The 19,060-nt window shown below is 65.7% G+C and carries 16 protein-coding genes and 1 pseudogene; 13 read left to right on the top strand and 4 right to left on the bottom strand.

The window, feature by feature from the left end; all coding sequences use genetic code 11:
• Nucleotides 1–4 precede the first annotated feature (4 nt).
• Nucleotides 5–895: a DMT family transporter gene (locus tag CLU90_RS11585; RefSeq protein WP_092710690.1), complete on the top strand. Its 891-nt coding sequence runs from the start codon at nt 5–7 to the stop codon at nt 893–895.
• A gap of 38 nt (nt 896–933) precedes the next feature.
• Nucleotides 934–1,521 (top strand): O-methyltransferase, encoded by a 588-nt coding sequence (locus CLU90_RS11580; RefSeq protein ID WP_100427978.1) that lies wholly within the window; start codon nt 934–936, stop codon nt 1,519–1,521.
• Here the strand turns inward: CLU90_RS11580 and CLU90_RS11575 are convergent, their stop codons facing one another.
• Together CLU90_RS11575 and CLU90_RS11570 are read right to left on the bottom strand one after the other, a co-directional pair.
• The gene (locus tag CLU90_RS11575; protein ID WP_100427977.1) at nt 1,522–2,031 is read right to left on the bottom strand and encodes a GAF domain-containing protein; all 510 of its coding nucleotides are present in this window, start codon (nt 2,029–2,031) and stop codon (nt 1,522–1,524) included.
• A gap of 68 nt (nt 2,032–2,099) precedes the next feature.
• On the bottom strand, nt 2,100–2,990 hold the full coding sequence (locus CLU90_RS11570; RefSeq protein ID WP_232731169.1) for a LysR family transcriptional regulator: 891 nt from the start codon (nt 2,988–2,990) through the stop codon (nt 2,100–2,102).
• An 89-nt stretch (nt 2,991–3,079) separates the two neighbouring features.
• Between CLU90_RS11570 and CLU90_RS11565 the strand changes: the two genes are divergently transcribed.
• Nucleotides 3,080–4,066, top strand: a complete 987-nt coding sequence (locus CLU90_RS11565; protein WP_092710678.1) for an aldo/keto reductase — start codon at nt 3,080–3,082, stop codon at nt 4,064–4,066.
• 10 nt (nt 4,067–4,076) lie between these two features.
• Here CLU90_RS11565 and CLU90_RS29900 read toward each other — a convergent pair.
• Both CLU90_RS29900 and CLU90_RS29895 read right to left on the bottom strand, forming a co-directional pair.
• Nucleotides 4,077–4,445: pseudogene (locus CLU90_RS29900) on the bottom strand (IS1595 family transposase); the annotation flags it as partial.
• On the bottom strand, nt 4,424–4,618 hold the full coding sequence (locus tag CLU90_RS29895; RefSeq protein ID WP_232731168.1) for a hypothetical protein: 195 nt from the start codon (nt 4,616–4,618) through the stop codon (nt 4,424–4,426). The gene CLU90_RS29895 and the pseudogene CLU90_RS29900, both read right to left, overlap by 22 nt.
• 230 nt (nt 4,619–4,848) lie before the next feature.
• Between CLU90_RS29895 and CLU90_RS11555 the strand changes: the two genes are divergently transcribed.
• The 10 genes from CLU90_RS11555 (at nt 4,849) to pdeM (ending at nt 19,025) form a co-directional block, all read left to right on the top strand.
• Nucleotides 4,849–5,673, top strand: coding sequence for a CheR family methyltransferase (locus tag CLU90_RS11555; RefSeq protein WP_198511197.1), 825 nt, complete (start codon nt 4,849–4,851; stop codon nt 5,671–5,673).
• A gap of 1 nt (nt 5,674) precedes the next feature.
• Entirely contained in the window at nt 5,675–6,283 is a 609-nt protein-coding gene (locus tag CLU90_RS11550; RefSeq protein ID WP_100427976.1) for a chemotaxis protein CheB, read from the top strand.
• Between the two features lie 106 nt (nt 6,284–6,389).
• Nucleotides 6,390–7,514: a hybrid sensor histidine kinase/response regulator gene (locus CLU90_RS11545; protein WP_092711305.1), complete on the top strand. Its 1,125-nt coding sequence runs from the start codon at nt 6,390–6,392 to the stop codon at nt 7,512–7,514.
• Nucleotides 7,511–10,909, top strand: coding sequence for a hybrid sensor histidine kinase/response regulator (locus tag CLU90_RS11540; protein WP_100427975.1), 3,399 nt, complete (start codon nt 7,511–7,513; stop codon nt 10,907–10,909). The genes CLU90_RS11545 and CLU90_RS11540 overlap by 4 nt, the downstream gene beginning before the upstream one ends.
• A 47-nt stretch (nt 10,910–10,956) precedes the next feature.
• Entirely contained in the window at nt 10,957–11,355 is a 399-nt protein-coding gene (locus tag CLU90_RS11535) for an MAPEG family protein (protein WP_100427974.1), read from the top strand.
• Between the two features lie 115 nt (nt 11,356–11,470).
• Nucleotides 11,471–13,141 carry a RecQ family ATP-dependent DNA helicase gene (locus CLU90_RS11530; protein ID WP_100427973.1) on the top strand — a complete coding sequence of 557 codons (1,671 nt, stop codon included), beginning with the start codon at nt 11,471–11,473 and terminating at the stop codon, nt 13,139–13,141.
• Nucleotides 13,142–13,230: 89 nt separating this feature from the next.
• Nucleotides 13,231–14,271, top strand: a complete 1,041-nt coding sequence (locus CLU90_RS11525) for a ligase-associated DNA damage response exonuclease (protein WP_100427972.1) — start codon at nt 13,231–13,233, stop codon at nt 14,269–14,271.
• A complete protein-coding gene (locus CLU90_RS11520; protein WP_100427971.1) occupies nt 14,264–15,895 on the top strand; it encodes an ATP-dependent DNA ligase in 1,632 nt (543 codons plus the stop codon). Before CLU90_RS11525 ends, CLU90_RS11520 begins: the two co-directional genes overlap by 8 nt.
• A complete protein-coding gene (locus CLU90_RS11515; RefSeq protein ID WP_100427970.1) occupies nt 15,892–18,357 on the top strand; it encodes a ligase-associated DNA damage response DEXH box helicase in 2,466 nt (821 codons plus the stop codon). Before CLU90_RS11520 ends, CLU90_RS11515 begins: the two co-directional genes overlap by 4 nt.
• A complete protein-coding gene (gene pdeM / locus CLU90_RS11510; RefSeq protein WP_100427969.1) occupies nt 18,354–19,025 on the top strand; it encodes a ligase-associated DNA damage response endonuclease PdeM in 672 nt (223 codons plus the stop codon). Before CLU90_RS11515 ends, pdeM begins: the two co-directional genes overlap by 4 nt.
• Nucleotides 19,026–19,060: the final 35 nt, after the last annotated feature.

Below are 19,060 nucleotides of genomic sequence, written 5' to 3'. Positions count from 1 at the left end.
CCACATGCAAGCCAAGCACTATCTGTTACCCGTGATCGCCGTGCTGATCTGGGCCATCAATACCATCGTCAGCAAGATGGCCGTCGGCGTGATCGACCCGGCCGCCATCTCGTTCTATCGCTGGCTGCTGGCCGGCGTGCTGCTGGCGCTCGTGTTCGGCCGCGCCGTGTGGAAGCAGCGGGCCGTGGTGCGGCCGTATCTGGGCAAGCTGTTTGTGCTGGGCATGCTGGGCATGGTCATGTACCAGTGCCTCGCCTACATCGCCGCGCAAACGACGACGGCGACCAATATGGGCATCCTCGCCTCGCTGATGCCGCTGCTGGCCGTGGGCCTGTCCGTGCTGCTGCTGGGCGAGACGCCCACCGTGGGCGGCGTGTTTGGCGGTCTCGTGTCGCTGCTGGGACTCGCCTACTTGCTCAGCCATGGCGACCCGGCCGCCCTGATTGCGCACGGCGCGGCCGTGGGCGACGCCCTGATGTTGCTGGCGTGTTTGTCGTATGCGGGCTATGGCGTGCTGCTCAAGCGCTGGAAGATTCCCCTGAATAACTGGCACTCTCTGCTGATCCAGGTCTGGTGCGCCGTGCCCGTGCTGTTCGTGTATTACCTGAGCCAGTCCGCGCCGTCCGTCACGGGCGCCGGCTTGCCGCTGGTGCTGTTTGCCGGCATCCCCGCCTCCATCATCGCGCCGTTTTTATGGATGCATGGCCTGGCCAAGCTGGGTCCGAGCCGCGCGACGACCTTGATGAATCTGCTGCCCGTCTTCACGGTGATCATCGCCATGCTGTTCCTTGGTGAAACCCTGCACAGCTACGATGTGATCGGCGGCGGCGTGACCCTGCTGGGCGTGGTGATGGTGCAATACCTGAAACGTCCGCTGCGCCGCGCACCGGCATAGTTTTTTTGCTATGCTGGTGTTTTGAACAAGGAGGCGCCATGCCCAGCATCGATACACTGTTGAGTGAACTTGAAACGTTTGGCGTGTCCAATGATGCGGCGCACACGGCGCGCGCCAGCCGCATGCTCAACATCACGCGCGACACGGGTGAATTGCTGGCCGTGATGGTGCATGCGCGCGGCGCGCGGCGGGTGCTGGAACTCGGCACCTCGAACGGTTATTCCACCTTGTGGCTGGCACGCGCCGTACACGCGCTGGGCGGCAGTGTCGTGACGGTGGAAAAGGCGCAGGACAAGTTCGACATGGCGCACGACAACTTCGTGCGCGCGCAATTGCAGGGCGTGATCGGGCAATTGCTGGCGGATGCGGGCGACGTGCTGCGCGATGCGGCGGACGGCGCCTACGATTTCATCTTCCTCGATTCCGCGCGCCAGCAATACGCGCAGTGGTGGCCGCAGCTGGACCGCGCGCTGGCGCCCGGCGGCGTGCTGGTGGTCGACAACGCCAGTTCGCACTACGCGGACATGGCCGACTTTATCGAGGCCATCCGCGCCGACAGCCGCTACACGACGTGCCTGGCCACCGTCGGCAAGGGCGAATTCATCGCTGTCAAGGCAGGCAACTAGTTATTCAGCAACGATAGCCGCTTCCAGCACGCGCACCAAGGATTCCACGCCTTGCGCGTCGACGTCGTCGAAACGGCCCGTCAACGGGCTGTCGAGGTCGAACACGCCGATGGTCCGGCCGTGCGCAAACACGGGCACCACCAGTTCCGAACGGGAATTGACGTCGCAGGCGATGTGGCCGGGAAACGCATGCACATCGTGCACCAAGATGGACTTGCCTTCGACCACCGTGGTGCCGCACACGCCGCGTCCCTTTTTGATGCGGATGCAGGCCGGCTTGCCCTGGAACGGTCCCAGCACCAGCTCATCGCCCTTGAGGAAATAAAAGCCGGCCCAGTTGAGGCCCGGCATGATGTTGAAGACCAGCGAACTGAAGTTGGCCGTATTGGCGATCAGGTCGCTCTCGCCCGACAGCAAGCCTTGCAGCTGCGAGCGCAAGTCCGCGTACATGGCTTGTTTTGCTGCGGGGGTGTCGGTGCCGTAGGCGGCGTCGCTGATGGTAAACGTCATGGTCGTGGTGGCGCTTGAAAATGGGGAAGGCGACATGGTAGCGCGTCTGGCGCATCCGCGCGCGGCCCTTACTTTGTCAGGTGTTCCTGCGCCAGCTGGCGCAGCAGTGGCAGGGCCGCATGACCGGCATCAGGCTGCCAGGCCAGGCCGATGCCGGCCGCCAATTCCTCACCCTCCGCCAGTTGCCGGTAGGCCACGCCATCCATGCGCAGCGCGCGGAACGAGTCGGCCAGCAGCGCCATGCCCTTGCCGGCCGCCACGTCGCCGAGCAGCACATGGTGGTCGGGCGCTTCGCGCAAGAAATGCGGCGCGAAGCCATGGCGGCGGAATACTTGCTGGCAATGGTCGAAAAAGGCGGGCTGGCGCGCCCGTTCGAACCAGTAGATGGGTTCCTGGGCGATGTCAAGCAGGCTCAGCTTGCGCTTTTTCGCCAGCCGGTGCCCGGCGGGCAGGGCCAGCATCATGGGTTGGCGCGCCAGCGGCTGCACTGCCAGTTCGAACGCGGCGCTGGGCAGCGCAAGCAGGGCCGCATCGAGCTGGCCCTTGCGCACGGCGGCGACCAGGCGCGGCGACGGCGCGGCCGTCAATTCCAGGCGGATATTGCCCAGTTGCTCCTCCAGCGCCGCCAGCAAAGGACGGAACAGGCCGGCCGCCACGGAACTCGTCAAGCCCAGGCGCAGGCGCGCGGGGGCGCTGTCTTGTCGCAGCGATTGCTGTGCAATATCGAGCAAATCGAGGATGTGCAGCGCCTGCGGCAGCAGGGTACGGCCCGCTGGCGTCAAGGCCACGCCTTGCGTGTCGCGTTCGAACAGGCGCGCGCCCAGCCTGTCTTCCAGCCCCTTGATGGCGCGCGACAATGGCGGCTGGGTCATGTGCAATTGCTCCGCCGCCTGGCGGAAGTTCAGGCAGCGGGCGACGGCGCAAAACAGGCTCAAGGCATGGGTATCGAGGGCTCTCATACCAGAAAGGTATCACGAAATCGGGCATTCCCTTGCCAGCCGGCGCGGTCCAGACTGGCGGCATCGAGTCAACCACCGAGGAGAGCAGCATGCAACAACGACGCATCGGCAATAGCGGTATGAGCAGTTCGGCATTGGGCCTGGGTTGCATGGGCATGTCGGAATTCTATGGCGCCACGGACGAGGCGCAATCCTTGGCCACCCTGGAAGCGGCCCTGGCGGCGGGCGTGACCCTGTTCGACACGGCCGACGCCTACGGTTTCGGCCACAACGAGCAATTGCTGGGGCGCTTTTTGGCGCGCCACCCGGGCCAGGCCCTGGTCGCCAGCAAGTGCGGCCTGGCGCGCGAGGCGGGCAGCTATGCGCGCCGCGTCGACAATTCCCCGGCCTACATCCGCCAGGCCTGCGAAGCGTCGCTGGCGCGTCTGGGCGTCGAGCGCATCGACCTGTTCTATCTGCACCGCCTGAACCTGGAGACGCCACTGGAAGAGTCGATGGGTGTGCTGGCGCAACTGCGGCAAGAGGGCAAGATTCGCGCCGTGGGCTTGTGCGAAGTGAGCGCCGTCACTTTGCGGCGCGCGGCGGCCATCTGCCCCGTGGCGGCCGTGCAGAGCGAATACTCGCTGTGGACGCGCGAACCGGAGCAGGGCGTGCTGGCCGCCTGCCGCAGCGTGGGCGCCAGTTTCTTTGCCTACAGCCCGCTGGGGCGCGGTTTCCTCACGGGCGCCATCGCCGATGCGGCCAGCCTCGACGCGGGCGACTTTCGCCACTTCAATCCCCGCTTCGCGGCCGAGAACCTGGCGCGCAACCAGGCCATCGTCGCGCAGGTCAAGGACATGGCGCGCACGAAAGGCTGCACCCCGGCCCAGCTGGCGCTGGCCTGGCTGCTGGCGCAAGGCGACGACATCATTCCGATTCCCGGCACCAAGCGCATCGCGTATTTGCAAGACAACCTCGGCGCGCTGGCCGTGCAGCTGGACGGGGCGGAACTGGCGGCGATGAACGCGGCCTTTCCCTTGGGCATGGCGGCCGGCGCGCGCTATACGGAAGAAGGGATGAAGGGCGTGGATGCCTGAAAAAAAAAGGCTATGTCACCGTCAGATGTGGGAATGCGCCCAGTGTTGCCTTCAATAACGTTTCGGGTGAGCGGATGCGTCTGGCGTCGAGTATCCAGCGCCACCCCAGGTAGTTCGGCAGATACCGTGTCGCCACGCCATGAAACGGCCCCAGCCATTGTCGCAATCGGCTGTGATAAGCATTGACGTTCTGTACGTGGGCGGCGCCCTGCACGCGGATGCCGGCGCGCAAGTTGACGACCTGATGACTGATGCCCGCCTCCCTCGCAAAAGCCCGGTAGGCGGCATGGCCATCGGTGACCAACAAGACATCCTTGTCGATGACGGGCAATAAACAGCGATGCAGCTGCGCTTTTGTCAGCGCCCCTTTGCCCGCAAGTGGTCTGAATGGCAGGCGGGACAGGCCAATCGCGGCTGGGCCACGCTTTCCAGCAGCGCGATGGTCGCGTCGTGTGGCGAGTTGCCATGCAACAGGGCAATGCCTGCCTGCCGCTGGCGTCGGCTCAACCGGGCAAACTGCGCAATCAAGGTAATCCATTCGGCTGGCCGCATGATTGGCTCCCGCAGAGTGAGTATGCAGAGTCAGACAGCACGGCCACAGGAAGATTCCGGCATTTCCCCTATTTATCGATGACAGAGCCAGAAAAAACGCGCGAGTGTACGCCAGCGTACCTAACTGAAACTTTCTCTACAGGATAATTGCCGGCGATCTGCTAGCATTTGGCAGTGACTGCGCGCTGCGCTTTGCACGCTGTTCAACGGTCAGGTATCCGATGAGGTGGATGTTGTTAGATGACGATATTTTCGATATAGAACTGAAGTTATTGCTTGAGGGAATACTGCTGCGCTATCAGCACGATTTCCGCGATTATTCCGTGGCCTCCCTGCGCCGGCGCATGCGCCAGGCCATGGAGCGCTTCGGCTGCGCCAGCCTGTCGCAATTGCAGGACCGCATCTTGCACGAGCCCGCCATGTTCGCGCAGATGCTGCAGTTTTTCACGGTGCAAGTGAGCGAGATGTTCCGCGATCCCGCGTATTTTCGTGCCCTGCGCGAAAAAGTCGTGCCCATCCTGCATACCTATCCTTCCATCAAGATATGGGTGGCCGGCTGCAGCAGCGGCGAAGAAGTGTGGTCGCTGGCCATCTTGCTGGAAGAAGAGGGCTTGCTCGAGCGCAGCATGATTTATGCGACCGACATCAACGTCGAAGCGCTGACCGCCGCCGAAGCGGGCATCTATCCGATCGAGCGCATCGCCCAGTTCAGCGAGAATTACCAGCTGGCGGGCGGCAAGCGCTCGCTGTCCGACTATTACACGGCCGCCTACAAGGGCGCCATCTTTGACCGGCGCTTGCGGCGCCAGTTCGTCTTCGCCGACCACAGCCTGGCGACGGACAGCGTGTTTTCGGAGGTGCACATGGTTTCCTGCCGTAACGTGATGATTTATTTCAATAAAGACTTGCAGGACCGCAGCCTGGGCCTGTTCCATGAAGCGCTGGTGAACCGGGGCTTCCTGGGCTTGGGCATGAAGGAAAGCCTGCATTTCAGCCGCCATGCGGCCAGCTTCAACGAGCTGAGCCCGGCCGAACGCATTTTCCAGCGTGCCTGACATGCTGCCGACCTGCGACGTTGCGCCGCCGCCCGCCGGCCTGCGCCTGATCGCCATCGGCGCTTCGGCCGGCGGCGTGGAAGCGCTGGGCATCGTGCTGCGCGCCTTGCCCGCGACCTGCCGCGCAACGGTCGTGGTGGTGCTGCACCTGGCGCCGGGCCGCTCCAGTCAGTTGCCGCAGCTGTATGCGGAACGTTGCCAGCTGCCCTTGCGCGAGGCCGAGGACAAGGAGCCGCTGCGGGCCGGCGTTGTGTATTTCGCGCCGCCCGACTACCACCTGCAGGTGGAACCCGATGGCTGTTTTTCCCTGTCGCAGGAAGAACCCGTGTATTTTTCGCGCCCGTCCATCGATGTCTTGCTGGAAACGGCGGCCCTGGCTTACCGGCGAACCATGCTGGCCATCATCCTGACGGGCGCCTCGGCCGATGGCGCGGCGGGCCTGGCGCGCGTGCGGCAACTGGGCGGCAGTGCCTGGGTGCAAGACCCGCAGCGGGCCAGTTGTGGCATCATGCCGGCCGCCGCGCTCAAGCGGGCCGGCGCCGACCGCGTGCTCGATTTGCCGCAGATGGCGGCCAGCCTGGCATTGTTGGGCAATGGCGAACACAAGTGAATGGGAGTGGTGTAGTGCGTGTAATATATGTGAGAATTGAAACAATGTTTATGTCCATATCGAAACACGATGGCATCTTGCCGTTGCGATGCCTGAAGATGACCCCGTGACCGCACCTATCCATATCCTCGTCGTTGACGACATCGCGCAAAACCTGGTCGCCGCCGAAGCCGTGCTGGCACGGCCCGGTATTGTCATCCTGAAGGCAAACTCTGGCGCGCAAGCGCTGGAATTGCTGTTGACGCATGAAGTGGCGCTGGCCCTGATCGACGTGCAAATGCCGCAGATGGATGGCTTCGAGCTGGCCGAGCTGATACGCGGCAGCGAACGCACGCGCAGCATTCCCCTGATTTTCCTCACGGCCGCGTCGCGCGAGCCGAGCTACAGCTTCCGCGGCTACGAGGCGGGCGCCGTCGATTTCCTGTACAAGCCCATCGACGTGAAAGCCTTGCAAAGCAAGGTGGCCGTGCTCGTCCAGCTGTACCAGCAGAAGCGCGAATTGTCGGCCCAGCTCGACGAGCTCAAGCATGCCTTGCACCTGAACGAGCTGTTCACGGCCGTGCTGGGCCACGACTTGCGCACGCCCTTGTCCGTCGTGATGAACGGCGCCATGCTGTTGCCGATGATGAGCGACCACCCGAAGGTGATCGTCACGGCGCAGCGCATCGAAAGCAGCGCCAAGCGCATGGGGCGCATGGTCGACCAGTTGCTGGACCTGGCGCGCATCCGTTCCGGCACGATGGAGTTGCGCAGTAGCACGCACGACTACCTGGCGCTGGCGCGCGCCATCGTCGAGGAGTGCGAGACGGCAGGGCAGGCCCCGCTTGTCGAAGTCAGCAGCGTGGGCGACCTGCACGGTCAATGCGATGCGGGCCTGCTGTCGCAAGTCATGTCGAATCTGTTAAACAATGCCATCACGCATGGCGAGGCGGGGGCGCCCGTGCAACTGGCCCTCGATGGACGGGATGCCGAGCGCATCGAGTTGCGCATCGCCAATCGCGGCGTTATCCCCCCCGCCTTGCTGCCGACCCTGTTCGAGCCATTCCAGCAGGCGGGCGAGAAGCGCCGGACGGGGCAGGGCCTGGGACTGGGCCTGTACACGGTGAACATGTTCGTCAAGGCCCACGGCGGCACGGTCGAGATCAGTTCGACGGCCGCGCAGGGCACGCTGGCGACCGTGCGCATCCCGCGCCAGTGCCAGGTGTGCGTGCAAGCGGGACTGGCCACATGAGCGCGCCAGCCTGGCCGCGCGGCGGCGGCAGCATGGGCGAGCTGGTGCGTCAGCACGACTGGTCCGCCACCAGCCTGGGCCCGCTCGATGGCTGGCCCGCCCATTTGCGCACCAGCGTCGACATCGTGCTCAATTCGCCGATGGCGATGGTGCTGATGTGGGGCCCGCAGCACGTGATGATTTACAACGACGACTACATCCAGATCGCAGGCGAGCGCCATCCGGCGGCGCTGGGCGGCACGGTGCCGGGCATCTGGCCCGAAATCTGGGACTGGAATGCGCGCATCCTCGAAACGGGGCTGCGCGGCGAGACGCAGGTGCACCGCGAATGCTGCTTGCCGCTGTTGCGCGGCGGACAGCGCGCCGACGTCTGCTTCGACCTGTTTTATACGCCCGTGCATGGCGCCGATGGCCAGGTGGACGGCGTGCTGTGCACGGCGCTGGAATTGACGGCGCGCATGGAAGAGGGGCGCCAGCTGAAGCTGGCCACGGCCGAGCTGGGCAAACTCAATACGACCTTGCAGGCCGAGAGCGAGGCCGTGCGAGCGGCCAACCGCCGCCTGGGCGAGGAGCGCGCGCTGCTGCGCGCCCTGTTCCAGCAGGCGCCCAGCTTCATGGCCTTGCTGCGCGGACCGCAGCACGTGTTCGAACTGGCGAATGAACATTATCTGCGCCTGGTCGGCCACCGCGATTTGCTGGGCAAGACGGTCGAAGCGGCCTTGCCAGAAGTCAAGGAGCAAGGTTTTATTGCGCTGCTCGATCAGGTCTACCGCACGGGCGAAGCGTACGAAGGGCGCCAGGTGACCGTGGATCTGCGGACGGCGGACGGGCAGACGGGCCAGCGCCAGATCGATTTCGTCTACCAGCCCATCAAGGATGACGAGGGCGTGGTCACGGGCATTCTCGTCGAAGGCATCGACGTCACCGAGCGCATGGAAGGCGAGGAGCGATTGCGCCTGGCCCAGCAGGCGGGCGGCATTGGCACCTTCGAATGGTTCCCCGAGACGGGCGCGATGCTCGTGTCGCCCACCTTCCGCCGTCTGTGGGGCATTGCCGACGAGGAAGAAGTGACGGAAGGCCTGCTGGTGAGCCTGGTCGACGCGCGCGACCAGCAAAAGGTCGGACCCAGCAAGCTTGACGTGGCGCCCAACCCCCTCGAATACGTGGAGTACCGCATCCGCCGTCCTGCCGACGGCGCGCTGCGCTGGATCGCGCGCCAGGGCGAGGTGGTGGCTGGCCGCATGCCGGGCCAGCGCCGCTACGTGGGCGTGTCGTTCGACGTGACGGAACGGCGCCAGATCGAAGATGAACTGAACGCCAGCCAGGAACGCATGGCCGCCATTTTCGGCCAGGCTTCGGTGGGCTTGTCCGAGCTGGGCCTCGATGGCCGTTTCCAGAGGGTCAACGGTGCCCTGTGCTGCATGCTGGGGCGGTCCGCCGAAGAACTGCTGAGCCTGAACATGAACGACATCATGCATCCGGCGGACGTGCCCGGCAACAGCGTGCTGTTCCGGCGCCTGGTGGAAACGGGCGAGTCGTTCTCGCTGGAAAAGCGCTACCTGAAGCCCGATGGCTCGCAAGTGTGGGTCTCGAGCAATGTCAGCCGCCTGGTCGATGAGCAGGGTCATACGCGTTCCTTGATCGCCGTCAAGACGGACATCACGGACCGGCGCCGCGTGGAAAAAGCGCTGCATGAATTGAACGAAACGCTGGAACACCGGGTCGAACAAGAAGTGAACGAGCGCACGAAGGCGGAAGACGCCTTGCGCCAGGCGCAAAAGATGGAAGCCGTGGGCCAGCTGACGGGCGGCATCGCGCACGATTTCAATAATGTGCTGCAAATCATTTCCGGCAATTTGCATTTGCTGCAGCACCTGGCGGGCACGGATGGCGTGATGCGCCAGCGCCTCGATACGGCGATTGCCGCCGTCGAGCGGGGCGCCAAGCTGTCGTCGCACCTGCTGGCGTTTGCGCGGCGCCAGCCCTTGCAACCGGTGGTGGCCGACCTGGCGCGCGTGGTGCGCAACATGGATGCGCTGCTGCGGCGTGCCCTCGGTGAAGCGATCGACATCGTGCTGGTGGGCGGCGGCGGGCTGTGGAATACCCTGGTCGACCGCAGCCAGATCGAGAACGTCATCCTCAATCTGGCCATCAATGCGCGCGACGCCATGGATGGCGTGGGCAAGCTGACCATCGAGCTGGGCAACGTCGTGCTCGACGAGCAGTATGTGCACAACCTGGTCGACGTGCCGGCCGGCCAGTACGTGATGCTGTCGGTGACGGACACGGGCCGCGGCATGAGCGGCGCCGTGCTGCAGCGCGCGTTCGAGCCCTTTTTCACGACCAAGCCGGAAGGCGCGGGCACGGGCCTGGGCTTGTCGATGGCGTATGGCTTTGTCACGCAAAGCCGTGGCCATATCCGCATTTACAGTGAACCTGGCGTGGGCACGGGAGTCAAAATCTATTTGCCCCGTTCCCTGATGGCGGAAGCGGACGAGGAACTGGAATTGAGCGGCGTCGTCACGGGCGGCACGGAAACCGTGCTCGTGGTGGAAGACGACGTGGGCGTGCGCACGACCGTCGTCGACATGCTTGGCGCGCTCGGCTACAAGGTGCTCAAGGCCGAGGATGGCGAAAGCGCGCTGGCCGTGCTGCACAGCGGCGCGCAGATCGATTTGCTGTTTACGGACGTGATCATGCCCGGTCCCGTCAGCAGCACGGAGATGGCGCGCCAGGCGCGCGAGTTGCAGCCCGATATCGCCGTCTTGTTTACGTCGGGCTATGCGCAGGACGTCATCGTGCACGAGGGGCGTCTCGACGCGGGCGTGGAATTGCTCAGCAAGCCGTACCGGCGCGAAGAGCTGGCGCGCAAGCTGCGCCACGTGCTGGCCAACCGCCAGCAGCAAATGCGCGCGCGCCAGTTCGAGCGGTCCGGCGCGCCGGTGGCCGGCACCCAGGCGGGTGGCGGCCTGGCGGCCAGCGTGCTGGCAGGCGGCACGCCGGGGCTGGACTTGACGGGGCATGCGCCAGAACCGCAGGGGGACATGCCGACATCGATGAAGATACTCGTGGTGGAAGACAATCTCGATTCGCAGCTGATGGTGTGCGAACTGGTGGGCATGCTGGGCCACACGGTCAGCGGCGTGTCCGATGGCGAGGCGGCGTGGAAATTGCTCAACGAGCAAGACTTCGATATCCTGTTTACGGATGTCAGCCTGCCCGGCATGTCCGGCATCGCGCTGGCGCGCATGGTATTGCGCGATAAACCTGGCATGCGCATCATCTTTTCCACGGGCTATGGCAAGGAGTCGATGGATGAGCTGGGCTTTTCCGCCAGCGTCTTGCGCAAGCCCTATGATTTGCTGGAGTTGCAAGCGGCACTCGACCAACCCTGACGGGCATGCGCCGGCACGGCTTGCCCGTCTCACACGCAGAGGCAAGGATGACTCCTGAACTGACGATGCTGGCCTGTACCCTCGTGCTGGCGCTGGTGCAAATCCTGCTGCCCGCGCTGTTTCGCACGCGCGAAACGGGCACGGCCTATAACGTGAGCGCGCGCGATGGCGACGGGCCGCCCGTGGGCAAGATCACGGGCCGCTTGCGGCGGGCCCAGGCGAATCTGTTTGAAACCCTGCCCCTGTTCGCCGCCGCCGTGCTGATTGCCCACGTGACGGTGCAGGAAAGCGCGCTGACCCTGTACGGCGCCGCCCTCTACCTGGCCGCGCGCGTGCTGTATCTGCCCCTGTACGCGTTTGGCGTGCCCGTCGTGCGCACGCTCGTATGGTGCGTGTCGATTGCCGGCTTGCTGATGCTGTTCTGGGCCATCCTCTTTGCTTCCTGAATTCCTACGTCAGCTGTGGCGCCCGTCCTATGGCGGAGCGCCAGGCCCGGCCGTAAAGTAGCTGCAGCCAGGCGCACGGGCGCCGGCATGGCGGTTTACTTTCGGGATGGCAATGATGCAGGCTACTGCGAACAAGTCCGGTCGACACATTCAGCGCCTGCTGCGCTCCGTTTTTGGCGTGGCGCGGCTGCGCGCGGGCCAGCAGGACGTCATCGACAGCGTGCTGGCCGGGCACGATACCCTGGCCATCATGCCCACCGGCAGCGGCAAGTCGCTGTGCTACCAGCTGCCCGCCGCGCTGTTGCCGGGCGCCACCGTGGTCGTGTCGCCGCTGATTTCGCTGATGAAGGACCAGCTGGAAAAGCTGCACGAACTGGGCATCACGGCCGTGCAGCTCAACAGCAGCCTGTCGCGCGCCGAAGAGGACGACGCTATCGCCCGCATTGGCCAGGGCGGCAGGCTCATCATCTTTTGCACGCCGGAACGCCTGGCCAGCGCCGATTTCCTGTCGCTGCTGGCCGGCGCGCCGCCCAGCCTGGTCGTCATCGATGAAGCCCATTGCATTTCCCAGTGGGGCCACGACTTCCGTCCCGCCTACCTGGAAATCGCGGCCGCCCTGCGCGTGCTGGGCCGTCCGCCCGTGCTGGCGCTGACGGCCACGGCCACGGGGGAAGTGATAGCCGATATCGACACGCAACTGGAAGCGCGCAAGTTGCAGGTCATCAATACGGGCATCTACCGCGCCAATTTGCGCTACCGCGTGATCCAGGTCACGAATGCGGGAGAGAAGCAGGACGAAGTCCTGCGCCTGCTGCGCGAGACAGCCGGCGTGGGCATCGTGTATGCGGCCACCGTCAAGGCCGTCGAAGAGCTGGCGGCGCGGCTGGGGGAACTGGGCGAGAGCGCCACCTGCTACCACGGCAAGCTGGCGGCGCGCGAGCGCAAGCACAACCAGGACTTGTTCATGAATGGCGAGCGCCGCATCATGGTCGCCACCAACGCGTTTGGCATGGGCATCGACAAGCCCGACACGCGCTTCGTCATCCACTTGCAGGTGCCGGCCAACCTGGAAGCGTACTACCAGGAATCGGGCCGGGCAGGGCGTGACGGCTTGCCCGCCGACTGCACCTTGCTGTATTTTCAGGAAGACAAGCGGGTGCAGCAATTCTTCCTGGCCAAGCACTATCCCACGGCCGAAGAACTGGCGACCATCGTGGCGGCCGCGCAAGACTTGCCGGCTTCGTTTGCGTTCGTTGCCCTGGCAGCGCACCTGCCCGAGTTTTCCGACGGCCACCTGAAGGTCTGTCTGAAACTATTGAAAGACGGCAAGCTGCTGCGCCAGGACCGCAAGCTGGGCTACCGTTTGACAGCGCCGTCGCCCGCCACGCCTTCCTATGCGCAGCTGGCGCAGATCTATGTCGACAAGCAGGAGCGCGACAAGCAGGCGCTCGAGCAGATGGTGGCGTACGCGCAAAGCGGCCTGTGCCGCTGGAAACTGCTGCTCGATTACTTCGGCGATGCGGGCGATTTCGAGCGCTGCTGCAACTGCGACAATTGCCAGTCGCCGCCCGCGCTGGCCGCACCCATCTCCCTGGACGAGTTCCCGCCAGCGCCTGCTCAAGTACCTGCGCCAGCGCCGGCGCCCCAGATCGCCGTCGGCAGCCGCGTGCGCGTGCCCCGCTACCAGATCGGCACCGTGCTGTCCGTGGCTGGCGACCAGATCACCATTGCCTTTCCGGAAAACACCACGCGCACCTTCATGGCGGAGTTCGTCGTCCCCTCGTGAAGCCATGGTGCGCTGCCGAACAGTGATCTGGCGCAAGCGCGCTAGAATCGGCCCATTCCAACGCGCTTTTTTAACGCAGGGGGCAGGGCATGGCAGACATGGTGGTGGTGCGCAAGGAAGGCTTGTACTGTGTGCCGGGTCGGTTTTACATCGACCCGTGGCGCCCCGTCGAGCGCGCCATCATCACGCATGCGCACGCCGACCATGCAAGAGTTGGCCACCGGCATTACCTGTGCGCCGCGCCCGGCGAGCAAGTATTGCGCGCGCGCCTGGGCGCCGTGCCCATCCAGGGCCTCGCGTATGGCGAGTCCATCGACCACCACGGCGTGCGCGTGTCGCTGCACCCGGCCGGCCACGTGCTGGGCTCGGCCCAGGTGCGCATGGAAGTCGGTGGCGAAGTGTGGGTGGCGTCGGGCGACTACAAGCTACAGCCCGACCCCACTTGCGTACCGTTCGAGCCCGTGCGCTGCGATACTTTTATTACGGAATCGACGTTCGGCCTGCCCATCTACCGCTGGCAGGCGCCGCAGGAAGTGTATGACGACATCAACCAGTGGTGGCGCAGGAATGCGGCCGAAGGGCGCACCAGCGTGTTGTTCTGCTATGCCTTCGGCAAGGCGCAGCGCATCCTGGCCGGGCTCGACCCTTCCATCGGCCCCATCATCTGCCATGGCGCGGCGCAAGCGCTGACGCAGGTCTACCGCGAATCGGGCGTGGCCTTGCCCGCGACCGTGATGGTGGGCGACGTGACGGACAAGGCGGCCCTGAAGACGGCGATGGTGATTGCGCCCCCGTCGGCCGCCGGTTCGCCGTGGATGAAGCGTTTCGGCGACTACAGCGATGCGTTCGCCAGCGGCTGGATGCTGCTGCGCGGCGCGCGCCGGCGGCGCGGCGTGGACCGGGGTTTCGTCCTGTCCGACCATGCGGATTGGCCCGGCCTGATGCAAGCGATCACGGCCACGCAGGCCGAGCGCATCATCGTCACGCACGGCTCGATTCCCGTGATGGTGCGCTGGCTGCAGCAGAACGGCTGGCAGGCGGGCGGCTTCGAGACGGAGTATGGCGACGACGAGGCCGATGACGGCGTGCCCGGTGCGTCCACGGCAGCGGAGGACGCCGCCCATGCGTGACTTTGCCCGGCTGTACGCGGAACTCGACGAGACCACCTCCACCAGCCGCAAGCTGGCGGCGCTGCAAGCCTATTTTCGCGGCGCCTCGCCCGAGAATGCGGCCTGGGCCGTGTATTTCCTGGCCGGCGGCAAGCCGCGCCAGGCCGTGCCCACCAAATTGCTACGCGAGTACGCGACCGAGCGGGCGGGCCTCGATGCCTGGCTGTTCGACGAGGCCTATCACGCCGTGGGCGACCTAGCCGAAACCATCGCCCTGATCCTGCCCGCGCCCGCCAGGCGCAGCGACGTCGGCCTGGCCGAGTGGGTCGAGCAGCGCATCGCACCGTTGCGCGGCGCGCCGCCCGAGACCATCCGCGCCGACTTGCTGGCCTACTGGGACGAGCTGGAAACGCGCGAACGCTTCCTGCTGATCAAACTGATCGGCGGCGGCTTTCGCGTGGGCGTGTCCAAACTGCTGGTGACGCGCGCGCTGGCGTCGATTGCCGCCGTTGACAGCAAGCTGATCGCCCAGCGCCTGATGGGCTGGACCGATGGCAAGGTCAGCCCCACGGGCGCGGGCTTTCTCAAACTGATCGCCGCGCAGTCCGATGGCGAACATGCGCTGCGCGGCGGCCAGCCGTATCCGTTTTTCCTCGCCCATCCCTTGCAGGCGGAGCCGCAGAGCCTCGGTGACATCGGCGACTGGCTGGCCGAGTGGAAATACGACGGCATGCGTGCCCAGCTGCTGCGCCGCGAGGGCGTGAACTGGCTGTGGTCGCGCGGCGAGGAATTGATCACGGAGCGCTTTCCCGAACTGGCACAGCTGGCTTTGCCCGAGGGCACCGTGCTCGATGGCGAAATCCTCGTCTGGCAGCCGGGCGACGTGCCGGCGCCATTTGCTGACTTGCAACAGCGCATGGGCCGCAAGAGCGTGTCGCCCAAGCTGCTGGCCGGGCTGCCCGCCGTGCTCGTGGCCTACGATGTGCTGGAAATGGATGGCGTGGACGTGCGCCAGCTGCCCCAGCTCGAGCGCCGCGCGCTGCTGGAAACGGTGGTGGCCGGCATCGGTTCTGACGCGCTGCGTTTGTCGCCGCGCATAGCGGCGGCAAGCTGGGAGGCACTGGCGGCCATCCGCGCCGAATCGCGGGCGCGCGGCGTGGAAGGCATGATGCTCAAGGCCAAGTCGGCCGCGTATGGCGTGGGCCGCACGAAAGACGTGGGCACCTGGTGGAAGTGGAAGATCGACCCGTATTCGATCGACGCCGTGCTGATCTACGCCCAGGCGGGCCACGGCCGGCGCGCGTCGCTGTACACGGATTACACGTTTGCCGTGTGGGATGACGTAGCGGAAGGCGAGCGCAAGCTGGTGCCGTTCGCCAAGGCGTATTCGGGCTTGACGGATGTGGAGATCGGGCAAGTCGACGCCGCCATCCGCAAGACGACGATAGAAAAATTCGGCCCCGTGCGCAGCGTCCAGCCGACGATGGTGTTCGAGATCGGCTTCGAGGGTATCGCCGCGTCCAGCCGCCACAAGGCGGGCATCGCCGTGCGCTTTCCCCGCATCCTGCGCCGGCGTGACGACAAGGCCGTCGCCGACGCGGACACCCTGGCCACCCTGAAGGCCATGCTGGCCCAGGCCACATGAGCAAAAGCGCGCTGGCGCAGCGCATCGATGCCTGGTTTGCCGCGCGCGGCTGGGCCGTGTTCCCGTTCCAGCGCGCCGTCTGGCGCGCGGCCGCACAGGGGCAATCGGGTTTGCTGCATGCGAGCACGGGCTCGGGCAAGACGTATGCCGTCTGGTTCGGCGCCTTGCTGCGCGCCGAGCGACTACAACGCAAGGGACGAAAGCAGGGCTTGCGCGTGCTGTGGATCACGCCCATGCGGGCGCTGGCGGCCGACACGGTGCGCGCCTTGCAGGCGTCCGGCGCGGAACTGGCGCCCGGCTGGCGCATCGAGGCGCGCACGGGCGACACGAGCGCCGCGCAGCGGGCGCGGCAGGCGAAAGCCTGGCCCGATGTGCTCGTCACGACGCCGGAAAGCCTGTCCTTGATGCTGAGCCAGGCGGACGCCCGCGAACGTTTCGGCCTGCTGGAAACCGTGATCGTCGACGAGTGGCATGAATTGATGGGCAGCAAGCGCGGCGTGCAGGTGCAGCTGGCGCTGGCCCGCTTGCGCCGCTGGCATGGCGCATTGATGACGTGGGGCCTGTCGGCCACCCTGGGCAATCTGCAGCAGGCGCAGGACGTCTTGCTGGGCGAGGAAAACGCCGGCGTGCTGGTCGAAGGCAAAGTCAAGAAGCGCATCCTCGTCGACAGCCTGATTCCCGTCAACCCCACACGCTTTCCCTGGGGCGGCCACCTGGGCATCCAGATGCTGCAGCCCCTGATCGCCGAGATCGAGGGTAGCGCCACCACCCTGGTATTTACCAACACGCGTTCGCAAGCCGAGCTGTGGTACCAGCATTTGCTCGATGCGCGGCCCGACTGGGCGGGCCTGATCGCCCTGCACCACGGTTCGCTGGACCGCGAAGTGCGCGAGTGGGTCGAGCAGCACCTGAAAACGGGCGAGCTGAAAGCCGTCGTGTGCACGTCCAGCCTGGACCTGGGCGTCGATTTCCTGCCCGTCGAGCGGGTGCTGCAAGTGGGCAGCGCGAAAGGCATCGCGCGCCTGGTGCAGCGGGCCGGGCGCAGCGGTCACGCGCCGGGGCGCATTTCGCGCGTGACCCTGGTGCCCACCAACAGCCTGGAATTGCTGGAAGCGGCCGCCGCCCGCGCTGCCTTGGCGCAGGGCCACGTGGAAGCGCGGCCCGTGCCGGACAAGCCGCTCGACGTGCTGGTGCAGCACCTGGTGACGATCGCGCTGGGCGGCGGTTTTGCGTCGCCGGAGCTGTACGCGGAAGTGCGCGCGGCCTGGTCGTATCGCCACCTGACTTTGGACGAGTGGCAATGGGCGCTCGATTTCGTCGCGCGCGGCGGGCAAAGCCTGACCGTGTATCCGGAATACCGGAGAGTGCTGCCGGACGAGGAAGGCGTGTACCGCGTGCCCGACGTGGCGCTGGCGCGGCGGCACCGCATGAGCATCGGCACCATCGTGTCGGAGGCGGCGATCCAGGTCAAGTTCCTCGGTGGCGGGCGCATCGGCAGCATCGAGGAATCGTTCATCGCGCGCCTGAAGCAGGGCGACCATTTTCTGTTTGGCGGGCGCATCCTGGAATTCGTGCGCGTGCACGAGATGACGGCCTATGTGCGGCGCGCAATAGGCAGCCGCGGCGCCGTGCCGCGCTGGCAGGGCGGCAAGATGCCGCTGTCGTCGGAACTGGCGCATGCCGTGCTGGACCAGTTGCAGCTGGCGCAGGAGGGCAAGACCAGCGGTCCGGAAATGCGCGCGCTGGCGCCGCTGCTGGCCATCCAGCAGGCATGGTCGAGCCTGCCCACGCGCGCGACCCTCTTGCTCGAAACCCTCTCCAGCCGCGAAGGCCATCATTTGTTCGTGTATCCGTTTGCGGGACGCTCCGTGCACCTGGGCCTGGCGTCCTTGCTGGCCTACCGCATCGCGCGCGTGCAGCCGGCAACCTTGTCGATCGCCGTCAACGATTACGGCTTTGAATTGCTGGGTGCGGACGATATCGATTTTGCGCCGCTGTTGACGGGCGCCAGCGGCGCCGATCTTGCCCTGTTCAGCACGGACAACTTGCTCGAAGACGTGCTGGCCAGCCTGAATGCGACGGAGCTGTCGCAGCGGCGCTTCCGCGAAATCGCCCGCATCGCCGGCCTTGTATTCCAGGGCTATCCGGGCCAGCCGAAAAGCGCGCGCCAGTTGCAGGCGTCGTCTTCGCTGTTCTTTGAAGTGTTCCGCAAGCACGATGCGGCCAATCTGCTGCTCACGCAGGCGCAGCGCGAAGTGCTGGAACAGGAACTGGAATTGACGCGCCTGCGCGCCACCTTGCGCGAGCTGCATGGACGGCGCATCAGCCTGCAAGCGCTGGAGCGGGCCTCGCCATTTGCCTTCGGCCTGATGGTCGAGCGCTTCCGCGAACAGCTGACGACGGAGAAGCTGTCGGACCGGGTGGCGCGCCTGGTCAGCGCGCTGGAAAAGGCAGCCGCATGAGCGGCTCGCAAGCGCACTGCGTGGTGGAGCTGGCCGGCGAGATGGTCTGGTTGCTGGCGCACAAGGCCATCTATTGGCCGGCGCGCAAGATGCTGGTCATCGCCGACATTCATTTTGGCAAGGCGGCCGCGTTTCGCGCGCTGGGCGTGCCCGTGCCGCGCGGCACCACGACGCAAAACCTGCTGGCGCTCGACGCCTTGCTGGCCAGTTACGCCTGCGAGGAAATCGTCTTTCTCGGCGATTTTTTGCACGCGCGCGCCGCGCATGCGCCCGCCACCGTGGCCGCCATGCTGGCCTGGCGCACGCGCCATCGGGACCTGCGCCTGACGGTGGTGCGCGGCAACCACGATGCGCATGCGGGCGATCCGGCCGCCACGCTGCAGATACGCATGGTCGATGAACCGCACCAGGTGGGCAAGCTGTCGTTCTGCCATCATCCCGATACCGTGGCGCCCGCTTATGTGCTGGCCGGTCACGTGCATCCCGTGTTCCACTTGCGCGGAGATATTGGCGGCTTGCGCCTGCCGTGTTTTCTGCTGGGCCAGGAGCGCGCCATCCTGCCTTCGTTTGGCGCCTTCACGGGGGGCCATGCGGTGCGCCCGGGCGTTGGCGAGCGCGTCTACGTGACGGCCGATGCGGCGATTTTCCCGCTGCCCGCAAACTGCTGAGTGTCTGGTACTTTTGGTGGAAAACTAAAAGTAAC

The sequence above is a fragment of the Janthinobacterium sp. 67 genome (assembly GCF_002797895.1).
Lineage (GTDB): Bacteria > Pseudomonadota > Gammaproteobacteria > Burkholderiales > Burkholderiaceae_D > Janthinobacterium.
The sequence above is the reverse complement of the archived record's forward strand: the minus strand, read 5'-3'. Positions and strand labels throughout refer to the sequence as shown.